Annotated in this window: 13 protein-coding genes; 6 read left to right on the plus strand and 7 right to left on the minus strand. The window is 62.0% G+C overall.

All coding sequences use genetic code 11. The annotated features are described in order from the left end of the window. Positions 1–4: 4 nt before the first annotated feature. Entirely contained in the window at positions 5–1561 is a 1557-nt protein-coding gene (locus tag H621_RS0112050) for a glycoside hydrolase family 17 protein (RefSeq protein ID WP_028943645.1), read from the minus strand. Positions 1562–1784: 223 nt separating this feature from the next. Between H621_RS0112050 and H621_RS0112060 the strand changes: the two genes are divergently transcribed. From H621_RS0112060 to H621_RS0112070, 3 genes are all read left to right on the plus strand, one after another. After that, positions 1785–2633 carry a glycine betaine ABC transporter substrate-binding protein gene (locus tag H621_RS0112060; protein WP_028943646.1) on the plus strand — a complete coding sequence of 283 codons (849 nt, stop codon included), beginning with the start codon at positions 1785–1787 and terminating at the stop codon, positions 2631–2633. Between the two features lie 191 nt (positions 2634–2824). Further along, positions 2825–3136 (plus strand): DUF485 domain-containing protein, encoded by a 312-nt coding sequence (locus H621_RS0112065; RefSeq protein WP_028943647.1) that lies wholly within the window; start codon positions 2825–2827, stop codon positions 3134–3136. Then, positions 3133–4791, plus strand: a complete 1659-nt coding sequence (locus tag H621_RS0112070; RefSeq protein ID WP_028943648.1) for a cation acetate symporter — start codon at positions 3133–3135, stop codon at positions 4789–4791. The genes H621_RS0112065 and H621_RS0112070 overlap by 4 nt, the downstream gene beginning before the upstream one ends. Positions 4792–4841: 50 nt before the next feature. Here the strand turns inward: H621_RS0112070 and H621_RS28035 are convergent, their stop codons facing one another. Further along, complete coding sequence (locus H621_RS28035; RefSeq protein ID WP_010224169.1) at positions 4842–4994, minus strand: DUF3309 family protein; 153 nt, start codon at positions 4992–4994, stop codon at positions 4842–4844. Between the two features lie 232 nt (positions 4995–5226). Between H621_RS28035 and H621_RS0112080 the strand changes: the two genes are divergently transcribed. The 3 genes from H621_RS0112080 to csrA all read left to right on the plus strand — a co-directional run bounded on the left by H621_RS0112080 (position 5227) and on the right by csrA (position 6840). Beyond that, on the plus strand, positions 5227–6042 hold the full coding sequence (locus H621_RS0112080; protein ID WP_028943649.1) for an SDR family oxidoreductase: 816 nt from the start codon (positions 5227–5229) through the stop codon (positions 6040–6042). A gap of 147 nt (positions 6043–6189) precedes the next feature. After that, positions 6190–6522, plus strand: a complete 333-nt coding sequence (locus H621_RS0112085) for a YnfA family protein (protein ID WP_028943650.1) — start codon at positions 6190–6192, stop codon at positions 6520–6522. Between the two features lie 135 nt (positions 6523–6657). Continuing rightward, on the plus strand, positions 6658–6840 hold the full coding sequence (csrA, locus tag H621_RS0112090; RefSeq protein WP_028943651.1) for a carbon storage regulator CsrA: 183 nt from the start codon (positions 6658–6660) through the stop codon (positions 6838–6840). Here csrA and H621_RS0112095 read toward each other — a convergent pair whose 3' ends face one another. The 5 genes from H621_RS0112095 to mnmC all read right to left on the minus strand — a co-directional run bounded on the left by H621_RS0112095 (position 6841) and on the right by mnmC (position 14033). Continuing rightward, complete coding sequence (locus tag H621_RS0112095) at positions 6841–7068, minus strand: YheU family protein (RefSeq protein ID WP_028943652.1); 228 nt, start codon at positions 7066–7068, stop codon at positions 6841–6843. 67 nt (positions 7069–7135) lie between these two features. After that, a complete protein-coding gene (locus tag H621_RS0112100; RefSeq protein ID WP_028943653.1) occupies positions 7136–8320 on the minus strand; it encodes an osmoprotectant NAGGN system M42 family peptidase in 1185 nt (394 codons plus the stop codon). 14 nt (positions 8321–8334) lie between these two features. Continuing rightward, complete coding sequence (gene ngg / locus H621_RS0112105; protein ID WP_028943654.1) at positions 8335–10080, minus strand: N-acetylglutaminylglutamine synthetase; 1746 nt, start codon at positions 10078–10080, stop codon at positions 8335–8337. A gap of 3 nt (positions 10081–10083) precedes the next feature. Continuing rightward, a complete protein-coding gene (locus H621_RS0112110; RefSeq protein ID WP_028943655.1) occupies positions 10084–11871 on the minus strand; it encodes an N-acetylglutaminylglutamine amidotransferase in 1788 nt (595 codons plus the stop codon). Positions 11872–12032: 161 nt separating this feature from the next. After that, positions 12033–14033 carry a bifunctional tRNA (5-methylaminomethyl-2-thiouridine)(34)-methyltransferase MnmC2/FAD-dependent 5-carboxymethylaminomethyl-2-thiouridine(34) oxidoreductase MnmC1 gene (gene mnmC / locus H621_RS0112115; RefSeq protein ID WP_028943656.1) on the minus strand — a complete coding sequence of 667 codons (2001 nt, stop codon included), beginning with the start codon at positions 14031–14033 and terminating at the stop codon, positions 12033–12035. Positions 14034–14043: the final 10 nt, after the last annotated feature.

Here is a 14043-nt window from a genome sequence, read left to right on the forward strand (position 1 = left end):
ATGTTCACGCCGGTGTGCGAACCCGCAAGCTGCGCCACAACGCTGCGACCATCAATACACTCACGCCTGCCCACACCAGCGCCTGCTGGTTGCTCAACCCTTCCTGGAACAATTGCGGCGCAATCCCTGCACCGACGATGAATGCCAGCAGGCCGATTTCAGTCCGAGGTCCCTTCACCGGACGCAGCAGGTAGACAACCGCCGGCAGCACCAGTGCCGCACTCGGGAAGCTGCGGTAACGCGGGTCGAACACCAGCGCCAGCATGCTCACCGCAGCGGCAAAGCCTGCGCCAGCCAGCCACCAGCCAGCATGCGCCTCGAGCCAGGAGAAAGCCCGTTCACGCCAGCCATCCCGGGCGGCCAGCGCCAGGGCACCATGGGCCAGTACGATCAGGTTCAGGCCAGCCAGCAGCATTGCCCACACCCACTCGCCGGCGAATCGGCTGTTGATGCGTACCAGCTCGCCCCACAATCCCAGGCTTGCTGCGCCCAGGGCTGCCAGCAGTGGCAGGAGCAGGGCGGCTCGGGTGCTGCGCACGCGGCCTGCCAGCAAGAGTGTGGCGACAAACAGCAGGCTGCAGGCGGCCAGCCATTGCGGCCACAGCGATAGGTTGCTCACCGGGCCTTCAAGAATGCCTTTGTCCTGGCGGTCGGCATCGTACAGTCCCCAGTAGCCGCCCACGGCGCCTTCGCTGGCGCGCTTCCAGGGTTGGTCGAAGGCTTCGATCAGGTTGTAGTGCCAGCCGTGCTGTTCGGCCATGGCGACAAAACCACGGATAAAGCGCGCTTCGTTGACCGGGCTGGGCAGGGCGGTTTCGCGCTGGCGGCCTTCGCTCGGCCAGCCGGTTTCGCCAATGACGATGTCCTTGGGAGCAAAGCGGTTGCCGAACACCTGGCGGATCTCGCCGACATGGTGCAGGGCATCTTCAATGCCGCGCGGATCATCTTCCCAGTAGGGCAACAAGTGAATGGTCAGGAAGTCCACGGCCGGAGCGATTTCGGGGTACTGCAGCCAGAACTCCCAGACATCGGCATAGGTTACCGGCACGCTGACCTGGCGCTTGACCTGGGTGATCAGGTTGGCCAGTTGCGCGCCGGTGACTTCCTTGCGCAGCAGGACTTCGTTGCCGACGATCACGGCTTTGACCACATCGGGATTGGCATTGGCAGCGGCGATCAGGCCTTTGATCTCTTTTTGCGTGTCTACCGGATTGGCATTGACCCAGGCGCCGAGCATGACCTTGAGGCCATGCTTGCGGGCAAGGTCGGGTATGGCTTCAAGACCTGTCACCGAGTAGGTGCGGATGCACTCAAAGCGCTGGGAGAGCAAGGCGAGGTCGGCATCCATGCGTGCCGGCCGCAACTGGAACGGCTGGTCGAACGGTGACTGGTCCTTGTCGAACGGGGTGTATGACGCACACTGCAGCTTGTGCGTGGCGCTGGCCGCATCCGGCAGTACCACCGGCTTGCCCAGGCCGTACCAGAGTCCTCCCAGCGCGAAAAGGCCGAGCAGGCAGGCAAACAGGTAGGGCAGCAACGGGAAGCGGGCAGTCGGGGACATGGATCGGGCCGTCAGGGAGCAAAGCCGGCAATACTACCCGCAAATGGCACAGGCTAAAGCCCTGCATGCAAAGTTCGCACGAGCGGATGTTGCTTGATGTAACGATAGGGGTTGCTGGCCATGTGATGTCGTTTCTCGCTGTTTCGACGTCGTTGTCAGAGAAGGACTACAGGCACCCGAGGTTGATGATGAAGCTTCCGTGACGTGACGAGGGGAAGCTTTGATGAAAATGCGACGACTCCTGGGGGTGGGTACCGCCCTGGCAATGGCGATCGGTGTGGGGCAGGCGATGGCCAAGGAAGTAAGCATCGGCTACGTCGATGGCTGGTCCGACAGTGTGGCAACCACCAACGTAGCCGCCGAAGTGATCAGACAGAAGCTAGGTTACGACGTCAAACTGCAGGCTGTGGCCACCGGAATCATGTGGCAGGGAGTCGCCACCGGCAAGCTCGATGCCATGCTTTCGGCCTGGCTGCCAGTGACGCACGGCGAGTACTGGGCCAAGAACAAAAGCAACGTGGTCGACTATGGCCCCAACTTCAAGGACGCCAAGATCGGCTTGATCGTCCCCGAATACGTCAAGGCGCAATCGCTGGCCGACCTCAAGAGCGACGACAGCTTCAAGAAAAAGATCGTCGGTATCGATGCCGGCTCCGGCGTCATGCTCAAGACCGACCAGGCCATCAAGGACTACGACCTGAGTGGCTACAAACTCCAGGCCAGCTCAGGCGCCGCCATGACCTCGGAACTGGGCCGCGCCTATGCCAAACAGCAGCCCATTGCCGTCACCGGCTGGGTGCCGCACTGGATGTTCGCCAAATGGAAGTTGCGTTTCCTCGAAGACCCGAAAGGCGTTTATGGCGCCGCCGAAACCGTCAACAGTATCGGCAGCAAGGAGCTGGCAACCAAGGCACCGGAAGTCGCCGAGTTCCTCAAGAAGTTCCAGTGGCAGTCCAAGGATGAAATCGGAGAGGTCATGTTGGCCATTCAAGAGGGCGCAAAACCCGAAGCCGCCGCCAAGGACTGGGTAGCCAAGCACCCGGAACGCGTCGCCGAGTGGATCACCAAATAATGGCTTAAAGCCTCTGTCTGGCACCTTCCAGGGCCGCAGCTGCCGAAATGGCGCTGCGGCCTTGTCGTTCAAGGTTGTTACCGATTCGGTAAAACTCTGTTGCATCTAAGACTAAGGTCGTCTGGAGCGCGTCCAAAGGCAGCATAAAGTGGAGTGGGTTCTACCTAATCTGTGCTGCGAGGACAAAAACAATGAACGACAGCATTTACCTCTCGATACAAAACAGCCCGCGGTTCAAGGAGCTGGTTTCAAAACGCGAACGTTTCGCCTGGATTCTCTCGGCGATCATGCTCGGCCTCTACTCTGCTTTCATCCTGTTGATCGCCTATGGCCCGCAAATTCTGGGTGCCAAGCTCAGTCCCGAGTCTTCCGTGACCTGGGGAATTCCCCTGGGTGTCGGCTTGATTCTCTCTGCCTTCGTGCTCACAGCGATCTATGTACGTCGCGCCAACGGTGAGTTCGACGAGATGAACAAAGCGATCCTCAAGGAGGCTCAGCAATGATCCGGCGTCTTCTGGCAACTCTGGCCTTCGGCATTTTTGCACCTGCCGTCTGGGCCGCCGACGCCCTGACCGGCGAGGTGCACAAGCAGCCTTTGAACGTTGCGGCGATCCTGATGTTCGTCGCCTTCGTCGGTGCCACCCTGTGCATCACCTACTGGGCTTCCAAGCGTAACAAATCGGCTTCTGACTACTACGCCGCCGGTGGCCGAATCACTGGTTTCCAGAACGGTCTGGCGATTGCCGGCGACTACATGTCGGCAGCGTCCTTCCTGGGTATTTCCGCCCTGGTGTTCACCTCCGGCTACGACGGACTGATCTACTCGATCGGCTTTCTGGTTGGCTGGCCGATCATCTTGTTCCTGATCGCCGAACGCCTGCGTAACCTGGGTAAATACACCTTTGCCGACGTGGCCTCTTACCGCCTCGGGCAAAAAGAAATCCGCACCCTGTCGGCCTCGGGCTCGCTGGTGGTGGTGGCGTTCTACCTGATCGCGCAGATGGTCGGTGCCGGCAAGTTGATCCAGCTGCTGTTCGGCCTGGACTACCACGTTGCGGTGATCCTGGTGGGTATCCTTATGTGCATGTACGTGCTGTTCGGCGGCATGCTCGCAACCACCTGGGTACAGATCATCAAGGCCGTTCTGCTGCTCTCCGGTGCCAGCTTCATGGCGCTGATGGTGATGAAACACGTCAACTTCGACTTCAATGCCCTGTTCTCCGAAGCCATCAAGGTTCACCCCAAAGGTGAAGCGATCATGAGCCCGGGCGGCCTGGTCAAAGATCCGATCTCGGCATTCTCCCTCGGCCTGGCCCTGATGTTCGGTACCGCCGGCCTGCCGCATATCCTGATGCGCTTCTTCACCGTCAGCGATGCCAAGGAAGCCCGCAAGAGCGTCCTGTATGCCACCGGTTTCATCGGCTACTTCTACATCCTGACCTTCATCATCGGCTTTGGCGCAATCCTGCTGGTCAGCACCAACCCGGACTTCAAGGACGCTGCTGGCGCCCTGATCGGCGGCAACAACATGGCGGCGGTACACCTGGCTGATGCCGTGGGTGGCAGTGTGTTCCTGGGCTTCATCTCGGCGGTGGCGTTCGCGACCATCCTGGCAGTAGTGGCAGGCCTGACCCTGGCCGGTGCCTCGGCGGTATCCCACGACCTGTACGCCAGTGTGATCAAGAAAGGCAAGGCCAACGAGAAGGATGAAATCCGCGTCTCGAAGATCACCACCATCGCCCTGGCGGTGCTGGCAATCGGGCTGGGCATTCTGTTCGAAAGCCAGAACATCGCCTTCATGGTAGGCCTGGCGTTCTCGATCGCTGCCAGCTGCAACTTCCCGGTACTGCTGCTCTCGATGTACTGGAAGAAGCTGACCACCCGTGGCGCCATGATTGGCGGCTGGATGGGCCTGGTGAGTGCCGTGGCGCTGATGATTCTTGGCCCGACCATCTGGGTACAGATCCTCGGTCACGAGAAAGCCATCTACCCGTACGAGTACCCGGCACTGTTCTCGATGATCATTGCCTTTGCAGGGATCTGGTTCTTCTCGGTCACTGACAAGTCCAAGGCGGCTGATGAAGAGCGTGCGCTGTTTTTCCCGCAGTTCGTTCGCTCGCAGACTGGCCTGGGTGCCAGCGGTGCGGTCTCGCATTGATCTAGCGGGGCACAATGAAAAAGGCAGCCGTGAGGCTGCCTTTTTAATGCCTAGATTTTGCCGAGCAATAGCAGAATCAAGAGGATGATCAATACCGTACCAATGATGCCTGAGGGGCCATAACCCCAACTTCTGGAGTGCGGGAAGACAGGTAAACCACCGATCAACAGCAGTATCAGAATGATGATGAGTATGGTGCCCATGGCAGTGTCCTTGTTTGGCTGAGAGGGTAGGCGTCTGGGATCAAATCCTTGTGTTCGGTCATGCGTTTCATGCCCGCCTGTAAATTCCGACTCCTGCCAACAAAGAAAAGTTTAATAAACCGCTATCACCGCTGTTTGCCCCCGCTATTCAGCATCCTGATACAGCGTGGGTGCGGCCATTGCCTTCGCTACACTGGCGCTAACTTTCCAGAACAGTACAAGGCGTCCCGCTATGCAAAACCGCATGATGATTACTGGTGCAGGTTCCGGGCTCGGTCGTGAGATCGCATTGCGCTGGGCACGCGAGGGATGGCAGTTGGCATTGGCCGATGTCAATGAGGCCGGCCTCAAAGAAACCCTGGCGCTGGTCAGGGAAGCAGGCGGCCAGGGCTTCGTGCAGCGCTGCGATGTACGTGACTACAGCCAGCTCACTGCGTTGGCCCAGGCCTGTGAAGAGAAGTTCGGCGGCATCGACGTGATCGTCAACAACGCCGGTGTTGCTGCAGGCGGGTTCTTCTCGGAGTTGTCACTGGAAGACTGGGACTGGCAGATCGCGATCAACCTGATGGGCGTGGTCAAGGGCTGCAAGGCCTTCCTGCCGCTGCTGGAGCGCAGCAAGGGGCGGATCATCAACATCGCCTCGATGGCGGCATTGATGCAGGGGCCGGCCATGAGCAACTACAACGTGGCCAAGGCGGGGGTATTGGCCCTCTCTGAAAGCCTTCTGGTCGAATTGCGCCAGCAGGAAGTTGCGGTGCATGTAGTGTGCCCGTCGTTCTTCCAGACCAACCTGCTCGATTCGTTCCGTGGACCGACCCCGGCGATGAAGGCCCAGGTGGGCAAGTTGCTGGAAAGCTCGCCGATTACGGCTGCCGATATCGCCGATTACATCTATCAACAGGTTGCCGCTGGCGCGTTCATGATCCTGCCTCACGAGCTGGGGCGCGAAGCCTGGACGCTCAAGCAGCGTGCCCCGCAACGGCTGTATGACGAGATGGCTGTCATGGCCGAGAAGATGCGCGCCAAGGCAAAGCCCAGCCAAGGCTGAAGCCCTGTAGCCGCTGGCGCCAGGCTGCGGTCGGCTGCGCAGCAGTCGCCCTGCGGTGTTCACGGTCGCCTTGCGGTGGATCGCGCCTGCGGCAGCGGCAGAATCAGTTACCCTAGGCCGTTTTTCAATTGGGCCAGGATTACTGAAGTGATCAACTACTTGTGGTTTTTCCTCGCGGCGATCTTCGAGATCGCCGGTTGCTACGGCTTCTACTTGTGGCTGCGGTTGGGCAAGAGTGCCTGGTGGATAGCCCCCTCATTGCTCAGCCTGACCCTGTTCGCGCTGATCCTCACGCGTGTCGAGGCCGCCTATGCCGGGCGCGCCTATGCCGCCTATGGCGGCATCTACATCGTCAGCTCATTGCTTTGGCTGGCATTTGTCGAGCGTGTGCGTCCACTGGGCAGCGACTGGATCGGTGCGCTGCTTTGTGTGCTGGGTGCCAGCATCATTGTGTTTGGGCCACGCTTGCAGAGCGCCTGACTGTGTAAAGAAACGGGGCATTTGTAGGTAAAATCGCTGATTCTGGTGGGAATAGGCTAATTATTCATCAGAGTATTGAAGGGCGCAGGTACCCGGTGCAGTCTCCGAGCTCTCAGCACAGTGGAGGATCGGAGCATGTTGGTAATAGGCCGCGAAATAGGCGAAATCATCGCTATAGACGATCACATAAAGGTCAAGGTGTTGTCGGTCGACGGGAATGTGGTGCGATTTGGTATCAGCGCACCCCGTCATGTCGACGTACACCGGGCGGAAATCCACCAACAGATCGCCGCGCAGAAGGCCAAGACCGAGCAGTAGTCAGTCGAACAGTTCCTTGGGCACATCGTGCTTGGCCAACAGTTGGCATTGCTGGCTTTCGAGATCGAACAGGATGAACGCCTGCTTTTTCGCCAGCGCCTGACGCACCCGCAGCACGCGGGTTTCCAGTGGGGTGTCGTCACCGTTGTCGGTGCCGTCGCGGGTGACGAAATCCTCGATCAGGCGGGTGAGGGTTTCGGCTTCCAGTTGTTCGTAGGGAATCAGCATGGGCACAGGGCAGGTTTGGCGAAATGTGACGGTATGCTACGCCAAAGCTGCCCTGACTGTGTAGGCGCTAGTGCTTGTTGCCGATCAGGCTGTCGACCGCAGGCACCCGGGTTTCGGTTTCCATCTGCGCGTCATGTTCCAACTGATGGCTGAAGCTTTCCAACGAACTGCCGGTGGCGTGCGAGTCGCTGGCAAATACCGGTGGGCTCAGCAGGTAGGCGGTCAACAATCGACTCAAGGCGGCCAGGCTGTCGATGTGGGTGCGCTCGTAGCCATGGGTAGCATCGCAGCCGAAGGCCAGCAATGCGGTGCGAATGTCGTGGCCGGCAGTGATCGCCGAATGAGCGTCGCTGAAGTAATAGCGAAACAGGTCACGGCGAGCCGGCAGCTCATTTTCGCGAGCGAGCTTCAGCAAGTGGCGTGACAGGTGATAGTCATAGGGGCCGGCCGAATCCTGCATCGCCACGCTCACCGCATGTTCGCTGGAGTGTTGGCCCGGAGCGACCGGGGCGATGTCGATTCCGACGAACTCACTGACATCCCAGGGCAGGGCGGCTGCGGCACCGGAGCCGGTTTCCTCGGTGATGGTGAACAGCGGATGGCAGTCGATCAGGGGTTGTGCACCGCTGTCGACCACCGCCTTGAGTGAGGCCAGCAACGCGGCCACGCCAGCCTTGTCGTCCAGGTGACGGGCACTGATATGGCCACTTTCGGTGAACTCCGGCAGCGGGTCGAACGCCACGAAGTCACCGATATCGATTCCCAGCGACTGGCAGTCGGCCCGGGTGGTGCAGTAGGCGTCCAGGCGCAATTCAATATGCTCCCAGCTCACCGGCATCTGGTCGATGGCGGTGTTGTAGGCATGCCCGCTGGCCATCAAGGGCAGGACGCTGCCCCGCAACACGCCGTTGTCAGTAAACACGCTGACCCGGCTGCCTTCGGCAAACCGGCTGGACCAGCAGCCCACCGGCGCCAGCGACAGGCGACCGTTGTCCTGGATGGCGCGCACACTGGCGCCAATGGTGTCCAGGTGGGCGGATACGGCCCTGTCCGGTGAACTTTTACGACCCTTGAGGGTGGCGCGAATGGTGCCTCGCCGGGTGAGCTCAAAGGGAATGCCGAGCTCCTCCAGGCGCTCGGCGACGTAGCGCACGATGGTGTCGGTAAAACCGGTGGGGCTGGGAATGGCGAGCATCTCCAGCAGCACTTTTTGCAGGTAGGTGAGGTCTGGCTCCGGGAGTTTTTCGGTCATGCGGCCTCCTGTGATCATGGGGCCGGCCGGCTGTGTGGAAACAGCAGGTCGACGAAGCGTTCGGCGGTAGGTTGCGGTTCATGGTTGGCCAGGCCGACGCGTTCGTTGGCTTCGATGAAGACGTGTTCGGGCTGGTCGGCCGCCTCGACCATCAGGTCCAGGCCGACCACCGGGATATCTAGGGCGCGGGCCGCCCTTACAGCGGCGTCGGCCAGGACCGGGTGCAGGCGTTCGGTGACGTCTTCCAGGCAACCGCCGGTGTGCAAGTTGGCGGTGCGACGCACGGCCAGGCGCTGGCCGGCGGGCAGTACCGTCTCGTAATCGACGCCGGCGGCATGCAAGGTACGCAGGGTCTCGTCGTCCAGCGGGATGCGGCTCTCACCGCCGGTGGCCGCCTGGCGCCGGCGGCTTTGCGCTTCGATCAACGCCCCTACCGCCAATTGGCCGTCACCGACGATCTGGGCCGGGTGGCGAATGGCGGCAGCCACCACGTCGAAGCCGATAACCACGATGCGTAAATCCAGGCCCTGGTGAAAGCTTTCGAGCAGTACGCGGCTGTCGAAGCGGCGGGCGTTTTCGATTGCCTGATTGATTTCCTCAAGCGTGGTCAGGTTGACCGCGACCCCCTGACCCTGTTCGCCATCCAGTGGCTTGACCACTACTGCGCCGTGGTCTTCCAGAAAGGCCAGGTTGTCGTCGGCATTGCCCGCCAGTTGCTGGGCGGGCAGTTGCAGGCCGGCATTGCCGAGTGCCTTGTGGGTCAGGCTCTTGTCCTGGCACAGGGTCATGCTCACGGCGCTGGTCAGGTCACTCAACGATTCGCGGCAGCGTATCCGCCGCCCCCCCAGGCTGAGGGTAAACAGCCCGGCATCGGCATCATCGACCTGCACATCGATACCACGTCGATACGCCTCCTCGACAATGATCCGGGCATACGGATTGAGGCCTACTTCCGGGCCGGGTCCCAGGAACAGCGGCTGGTTGATGCCGTTCTTGCGCTTGACGGCGAAGGTGGGCAGGGTGCGAAACCCCAGTTTGGCGTACAGGCGCTTGGCCTGGCGGTTGTCGTGCAACACCGAGAGGTCCAGGCAGCTCAGGCCACGGCTCATGAAGTGCTCGATCAAATGGCGCACCAGCACTTCGCCGACCCCGGGGCGGGTGCACTGCGGGTCGACTGCCAGGCACCACAAGCTGCTGCCGTGCTCGGGGTCGGCAAAGGCTTTTTCATGGTTCAAGCCCATGACGCTGCCGATTACCGCGCCGCTGTCTTCATCTTCGGCCAGCCAGTACACCGGCCCGCCCAGGTGGCGCGGGGTGAGCAGCGCAGGATCAATGGGCAGCATGCCGCGGGCCAGGTACAACGCGTTGATCGCCTGCCAGTCACTGTCGCTCTGCGCGCGACGGATACGGAAGCCGCGAAACACGCGCTGGGCCTGACGGTAGTCGCTGAACCACAGGCGCAGGGTGTCGGAGGGATCGAGGAACAGTTGATGAGGCGCCTGGGCCAGCACTTGTTGCGGCGCTGCCACGTACAGGGCGATATCGCGTTCGCCGGGGCGCTCGTCCTGCAGCGCAGTGGCAAGGCTGGCCGGGTCCGGGTAGGTGTGGCCGATCAGTAGGCGACCCCAGCCGCAATGCAACGAGCGCGGTTGCTCGTGGGGATCACTGCCATCGCCGGCCAACTGTGCCTGCAAACGCTCATAGGTCGGCACCTGGCCGCGCACCAGGCGCTGGCCATAGGGTGAGGCATGGGCTTTCATCGATCAGATTCCTTGTTCGCTGAGCCACAGGTTCAAGGCTGCCAGTTGCCAGAGTTTCGACCCCCGCAGCGGCGTCAGCTGGCCATGCGGGTCGCTGAGCAGGCGGTCCAGGGCGGCGGGTTCGAACACGCCGCGGTCCTGGCTTGGGTCCAGCAGCAGCTCGCGTACCCAGTCCAGGGTCGCCCCCTGCAGGTGCTTGAGCCCGGGCACCGGGAAGTACCCCTTCTTGCGGTCGATGACTTCGCCGGGAATGACCAGGCGTGCCGCCTCCTTGAGCACCTGCTTGCCACCGTCGGGCAGTTTGAAGCGCGCCGGAATGCGCGCCGACAACTCAACCAGGCGGTAGTCGAGGAACGGTGTGCGGGCCTCCAGGCCCCAGGCCATGGTCATGTTGTCGACCCGCTTTACCGGGTCATCGACCAGCATCACGGTGCTGTCCAGGCGAAGTGCCTTGTCTACTGCGTCACTCGCCCCCGGCTGGGCGAAGTGCTGACGGACGAAGTCGCCGGCGGCGTCATAATCGAGCAGCCAGGGTTGCTGCACGGTGGCGGCGTAGTCGTCGTAGCTGCGGTCGAAAAACGCATTGCGGTAGGCAGCATGAGCATCCGGGGCGCCATCCACCTGCGGGTACCAGTGATAACCCGCGAACAGTTCATCGGCACCCTGGCCGCTTTGCACCACCTTGCAGTGCTTGGCCACTTCCCGCGAGAGCAGGTAGAAGGCAATGCAATCATGGCTGACCATTGGCTCGCTCATGGCACGAAAGGCTGCCGGCAATTGCTCGATGATTTCCCGCTCGTCGATGCGCAATTGGTGATGGCGGGTGCTGTAGTGACGAGCGATCAAGTCGGAATACTGGAACTCATCGCCACGCTCGCCGCCGGCATCTTCAAAGCCGATGGAGAAGGTCGATAGATCCTCCACGCCCACCTCGCGCAGCAAGCCAACCAACAGGCTTGAATCGACACCACCAGAGAGCAGTACGCCAACTTCCACCGCCGCCCGCTGACGAATCGCCACCGCTTCACGGGTGCTGTCCAGCACTCGGTCGCGCCAGTCTTCCAGGGTGAAGTGCTGCTCATCGGTGCGCGGGCCGTAGTGCAGTTGCCACCACACCTGTTGCTCAACCCGGCCCTGGGCGTCGATACGCATCCAGGTGGCCGGCGGCAGTTTCTCGACATTGGCCAGCAGCGTGCGCGGTGCTGGCACCACCGCGTGGAAGTTGAGGTAGTGGTTCAGTGCCACGGGGTCGAGCATCGGATCGATGTCGCCGCCTTTGAGCAGGGCTGGCAGGCTTGAGGCGAAGCGCAGTCGTTCGCCATTGCGCGACAGGTACAGCGGCTTGACACCCAGCCGGTCACGGGCCAGGAACAGCTGCTGGGTGTCGCGCTCCCAGATCGCCAGGGCGAACATGCCGTTGAGGCGCGGCAGCAGCTCGGTGCCCCAGGCGTGATAGCCCTTGAGCAGCACCTCGGTGTCGCCATCGGAGTAGAAGGCATAGCCGAGGCTTTCCAGCTCGCTGCGCAGTTCCGGGAAGTTGTAGATGGCACCGTTGAAGGCCAGCGACAGGCCCAACTGGTTATCGACCATGGGTTGGGCCGAGCCGTCGGACAGATCCATGATCTTCAGGCGGCGATGGCCCAGGGCGATCGGGCCTTGGCTATGAAAGCCCCAGGCGTCGGGGCCGCGAGGAGCCAGGTGATGGGTGATCCGCTCGACCGCGGCGAGGTCCGCCGGGCGTGGTGGGTGGGCAACAGGGGTGAAACGAAACTCTCCAGCTAATCCGCACATAAGTCCTTACCGGTTTTGCCGTTGGGGAAGGTGCCTGAACCCAGGCACATGGAAACTGACCGATGCGGATAGCGAGAGTTTTATATCAATGCGTTATAAGCCGCAGTAATAAGCTTCAAGCGGCAAGCTGCAAGCCAGCCGCTTTTATCTTCACTTGCAGCTCAGGGCTTGCCGCTTGCCGCTGCTTTTTTCCCCCTGATCAGCTCGCGGAGCATGAAGCGGTTGGGGTGGCAGGCTTCGGCGACGCTGCGTGGCACCGGCAGCGGGGCGTTGTCGACCCAGGCGGCGATCAGTTCGCCCGACAGGGGCGCTGTGATCAGGCCGCGTGAACCATGGCCGCTATTGACGTACAGGCCTTCGAGCCAGGGGCAGGGTGTGTCGGGTATCTGGCGGGCGTCCTTGGCCAGCACCGCGTAATGCTGGTCGAACGGTTGGCGATCGGCCAGCGGGCCGACGATGGGCAGGTAGTCGGGGCTGGTGCAGCGGAACGCGGCACGGCCCTGCAGGGTGTGCGGGTCCAGGTGATGGGCGCCCAGGCGCTCGGCCAGGTCGCTGGAGATTTGTTCCAGCAAGGCCAGGTTGCCGATGTGCTCGCTTGCGGTAGGGGTCAGGTCGGTGTTGTGGAAGTCGAAGCTGGCACCCAGGGTGTGCTCGCCTTCACGCGGTGGCGCCACATAGCCTTCGGCGCACACTACCGTCGCGAGCACCTGACTTTGCGCGGTGGCAGGCAGGCGGGTGATCTGGCCACGGATTCGCTTGAGCGGCAGCGTGGCGCAAGGTTCGAACCGGTGGATATCGGCGGCAGTGGCCAGTACCGCCAGCGGTGCGCTGGCCAGCAGTTTCTCGCTTTCCCAGGCTTGCCAGAGACCGTCGACCTTGCGTAGCTGCAGCACCTGGTGGTGGGTCAGCAAGGTGATGTTCGGGTGCTGCAGTTGTGCCTGGCACAAGGCGGGCGGGTGGACCCAGCCACCATCGGGGTAGAACAGACCACCGCTGGCCAGGGTTACGCCCGCCACTGCTTCGGCGTGTTCACGCTCCAGGCGCTGCAGCAATTGCGGGTCGAAGGCTTCGGCCAGCAGGGCCTGGCGCTGGTCTTCCTTGGCGTCGAAAGCCAGTTGCAAGACCCCGCATCCGTCCCAGTCGCGGCCGCGTTGCAGGCATTCAAGCAGGCGCCGGGTATAGCCGAAACCGCTGAGGATGAGGCGCGACAATGCGGTGCCGTGCGCCGAGAGCTTGAGGTAAAGCACCCCTTGTGGGTTGCCGGAGGCTTCGGCCGCAGGCGTTGCATGTCGCTCCAGTACCGTCACTTTCCAGCCTCGCCGCGCCAGGCTCGCCGCGGTTGCGCATCCGGCAAGGCCGGCCCCGACGACCAAGGCATGGCGTGGGCCGGGCAGGGGCGCTGGGCGACTGAACCAGGGAGCTGGTGTGGGTACTTCAAGGCCTGCTGGCTGCCCACGAAAGGCGCCGCGCAGGATCTCCCACTTTTTGCCGATGCCGGGAATGCGCTTCATCTCGAAGCCCACCGCGATCAGGCCGCGCCGTACCCAGCCGGTGCTGGTGAAGGTGCCCAGGGTGGCATTGGCAGCCGACAGGCGTCCGACGTGAGTGAACAGTTCCGGCGTCCACATCTGCGGGTTTTTCGCCGGGGCGAAACCGTCGAGGAACCAGGCATCGACCTGGGCGTCGAGTTGCGGCAGTTGCTCCAGGGCGTCGCCGATCATCAAGGTCAGCTGTACCCGGCCTTGATCGAAGCTGAAGGTCTGGAAACCCTCGTGTACCGCTACGTACTGGGCCAGCAGCGGTGCGCTGAAGGGCGCCAGTTCTGGCCACAGGGCCAGGGCGCGGGTCAGGTCGGTGCGGCTCAGCGGGTACTTTTCCACACTGATGAAGTGCAGGCGGGCGTCGGGGGCTGCACAGTCGACAAACAACTGCCAGGCGCAGAAGAAATTGAGCCCGGTGCCGAACCCGGTTTCACCGATCACCAGGCACTGGCCCGGCGCCAGCGTACTGAAGCGCTGGCGCAGGTCGTTCTGGTCGATGAACACATGGCGGGTCTCTTCCAGGCTCTGGTCCTTGGAAAAGTAGATGTCATCGAACTGGCGCGAATGGGGGCGGCCCTGGTCGTCCCAGTCGATCTGGGCATAGTGGATTACATCGGTCATGGTCGGCTCG

The sequence above is a fragment of the Pseudomonas vranovensis DSM 16006 genome (assembly GCF_000425805.1).
Lineage (GTDB): Bacteria > Pseudomonadota > Gammaproteobacteria > Pseudomonadales > Pseudomonadaceae > Aquipseudomonas > Aquipseudomonas vranovensis.

Excerpts from the sequence above, each read along its gene's own strand:
- H621_RS0112050 (WP_028943645.1), bottom strand. The coding sequence starts at position 1,561 with ATGTCCCCGACTGCCCGCTTCCCGTTGCTGCCCTACCTGTTTGCCTGC.
- H621_RS0112060 (WP_028943646.1), top strand. The coding sequence starts at position 1,785 with ATGAAAATGCGACGACTCCTGGGGGTGGGTACCGCCCTGGCAATGGCG.
- H621_RS0112065 (WP_028943647.1), top strand. The coding sequence starts at position 2,825 with ATGAACGACAGCATTTACCTCTCGATACAAAACAGCCCGCGGTTCAAG.
- H621_RS0112070 (WP_028943648.1), top strand. The coding sequence starts at position 3,133 with ATGATCCGGCGTCTTCTGGCAACTCTGGCCTTCGGCATTTTTGCACCT.
- H621_RS28035 (WP_010224169.1), bottom strand. The coding sequence starts at position 4,994 with ATGGGCACCATACTCATCATCATTCTGATACTGCTGTTGATCGGTGGT.
- H621_RS0112080 (WP_028943649.1), top strand. The coding sequence starts at position 5,227 with ATGCAAAACCGCATGATGATTACTGGTGCAGGTTCCGGGCTCGGTCGT.
- csrA (WP_028943651.1), top strand. The coding sequence starts at position 6,658 with ATGTTGGTAATAGGCCGCGAAATAGGCGAAATCATCGCTATAGACGAT.
- H621_RS0112095 (WP_028943652.1), bottom strand. The coding sequence starts at position 7,068 with ATGCTGATTCCCTACGAACAACTGGAAGCCGAAACCCTCACCCGCCTG.
- H621_RS0112100 (WP_028943653.1), bottom strand. The coding sequence starts at position 8,320 with ATGACCGAAAAACTCCCGGAGCCAGACCTCACCTACCTGCAAAAAGTG.
- ngg (WP_028943654.1), bottom strand. The coding sequence starts at position 10,080 with ATGAAAGCCCATGCCTCACCCTATGGCCAGCGCCTGGTGCGCGGCCAG.
- H621_RS0112110 (WP_028943655.1), bottom strand. The coding sequence starts at position 11,871 with ATGTGCGGATTAGCTGGAGAGTTTCGTTTCACCCCTGTTGCCCACCCA.
- mnmC (WP_028943656.1), bottom strand. The coding sequence starts at position 14,033 with ATGACCGATGTAATCCACTATGCCCAGATCGACTGGGACGACCAGGGC.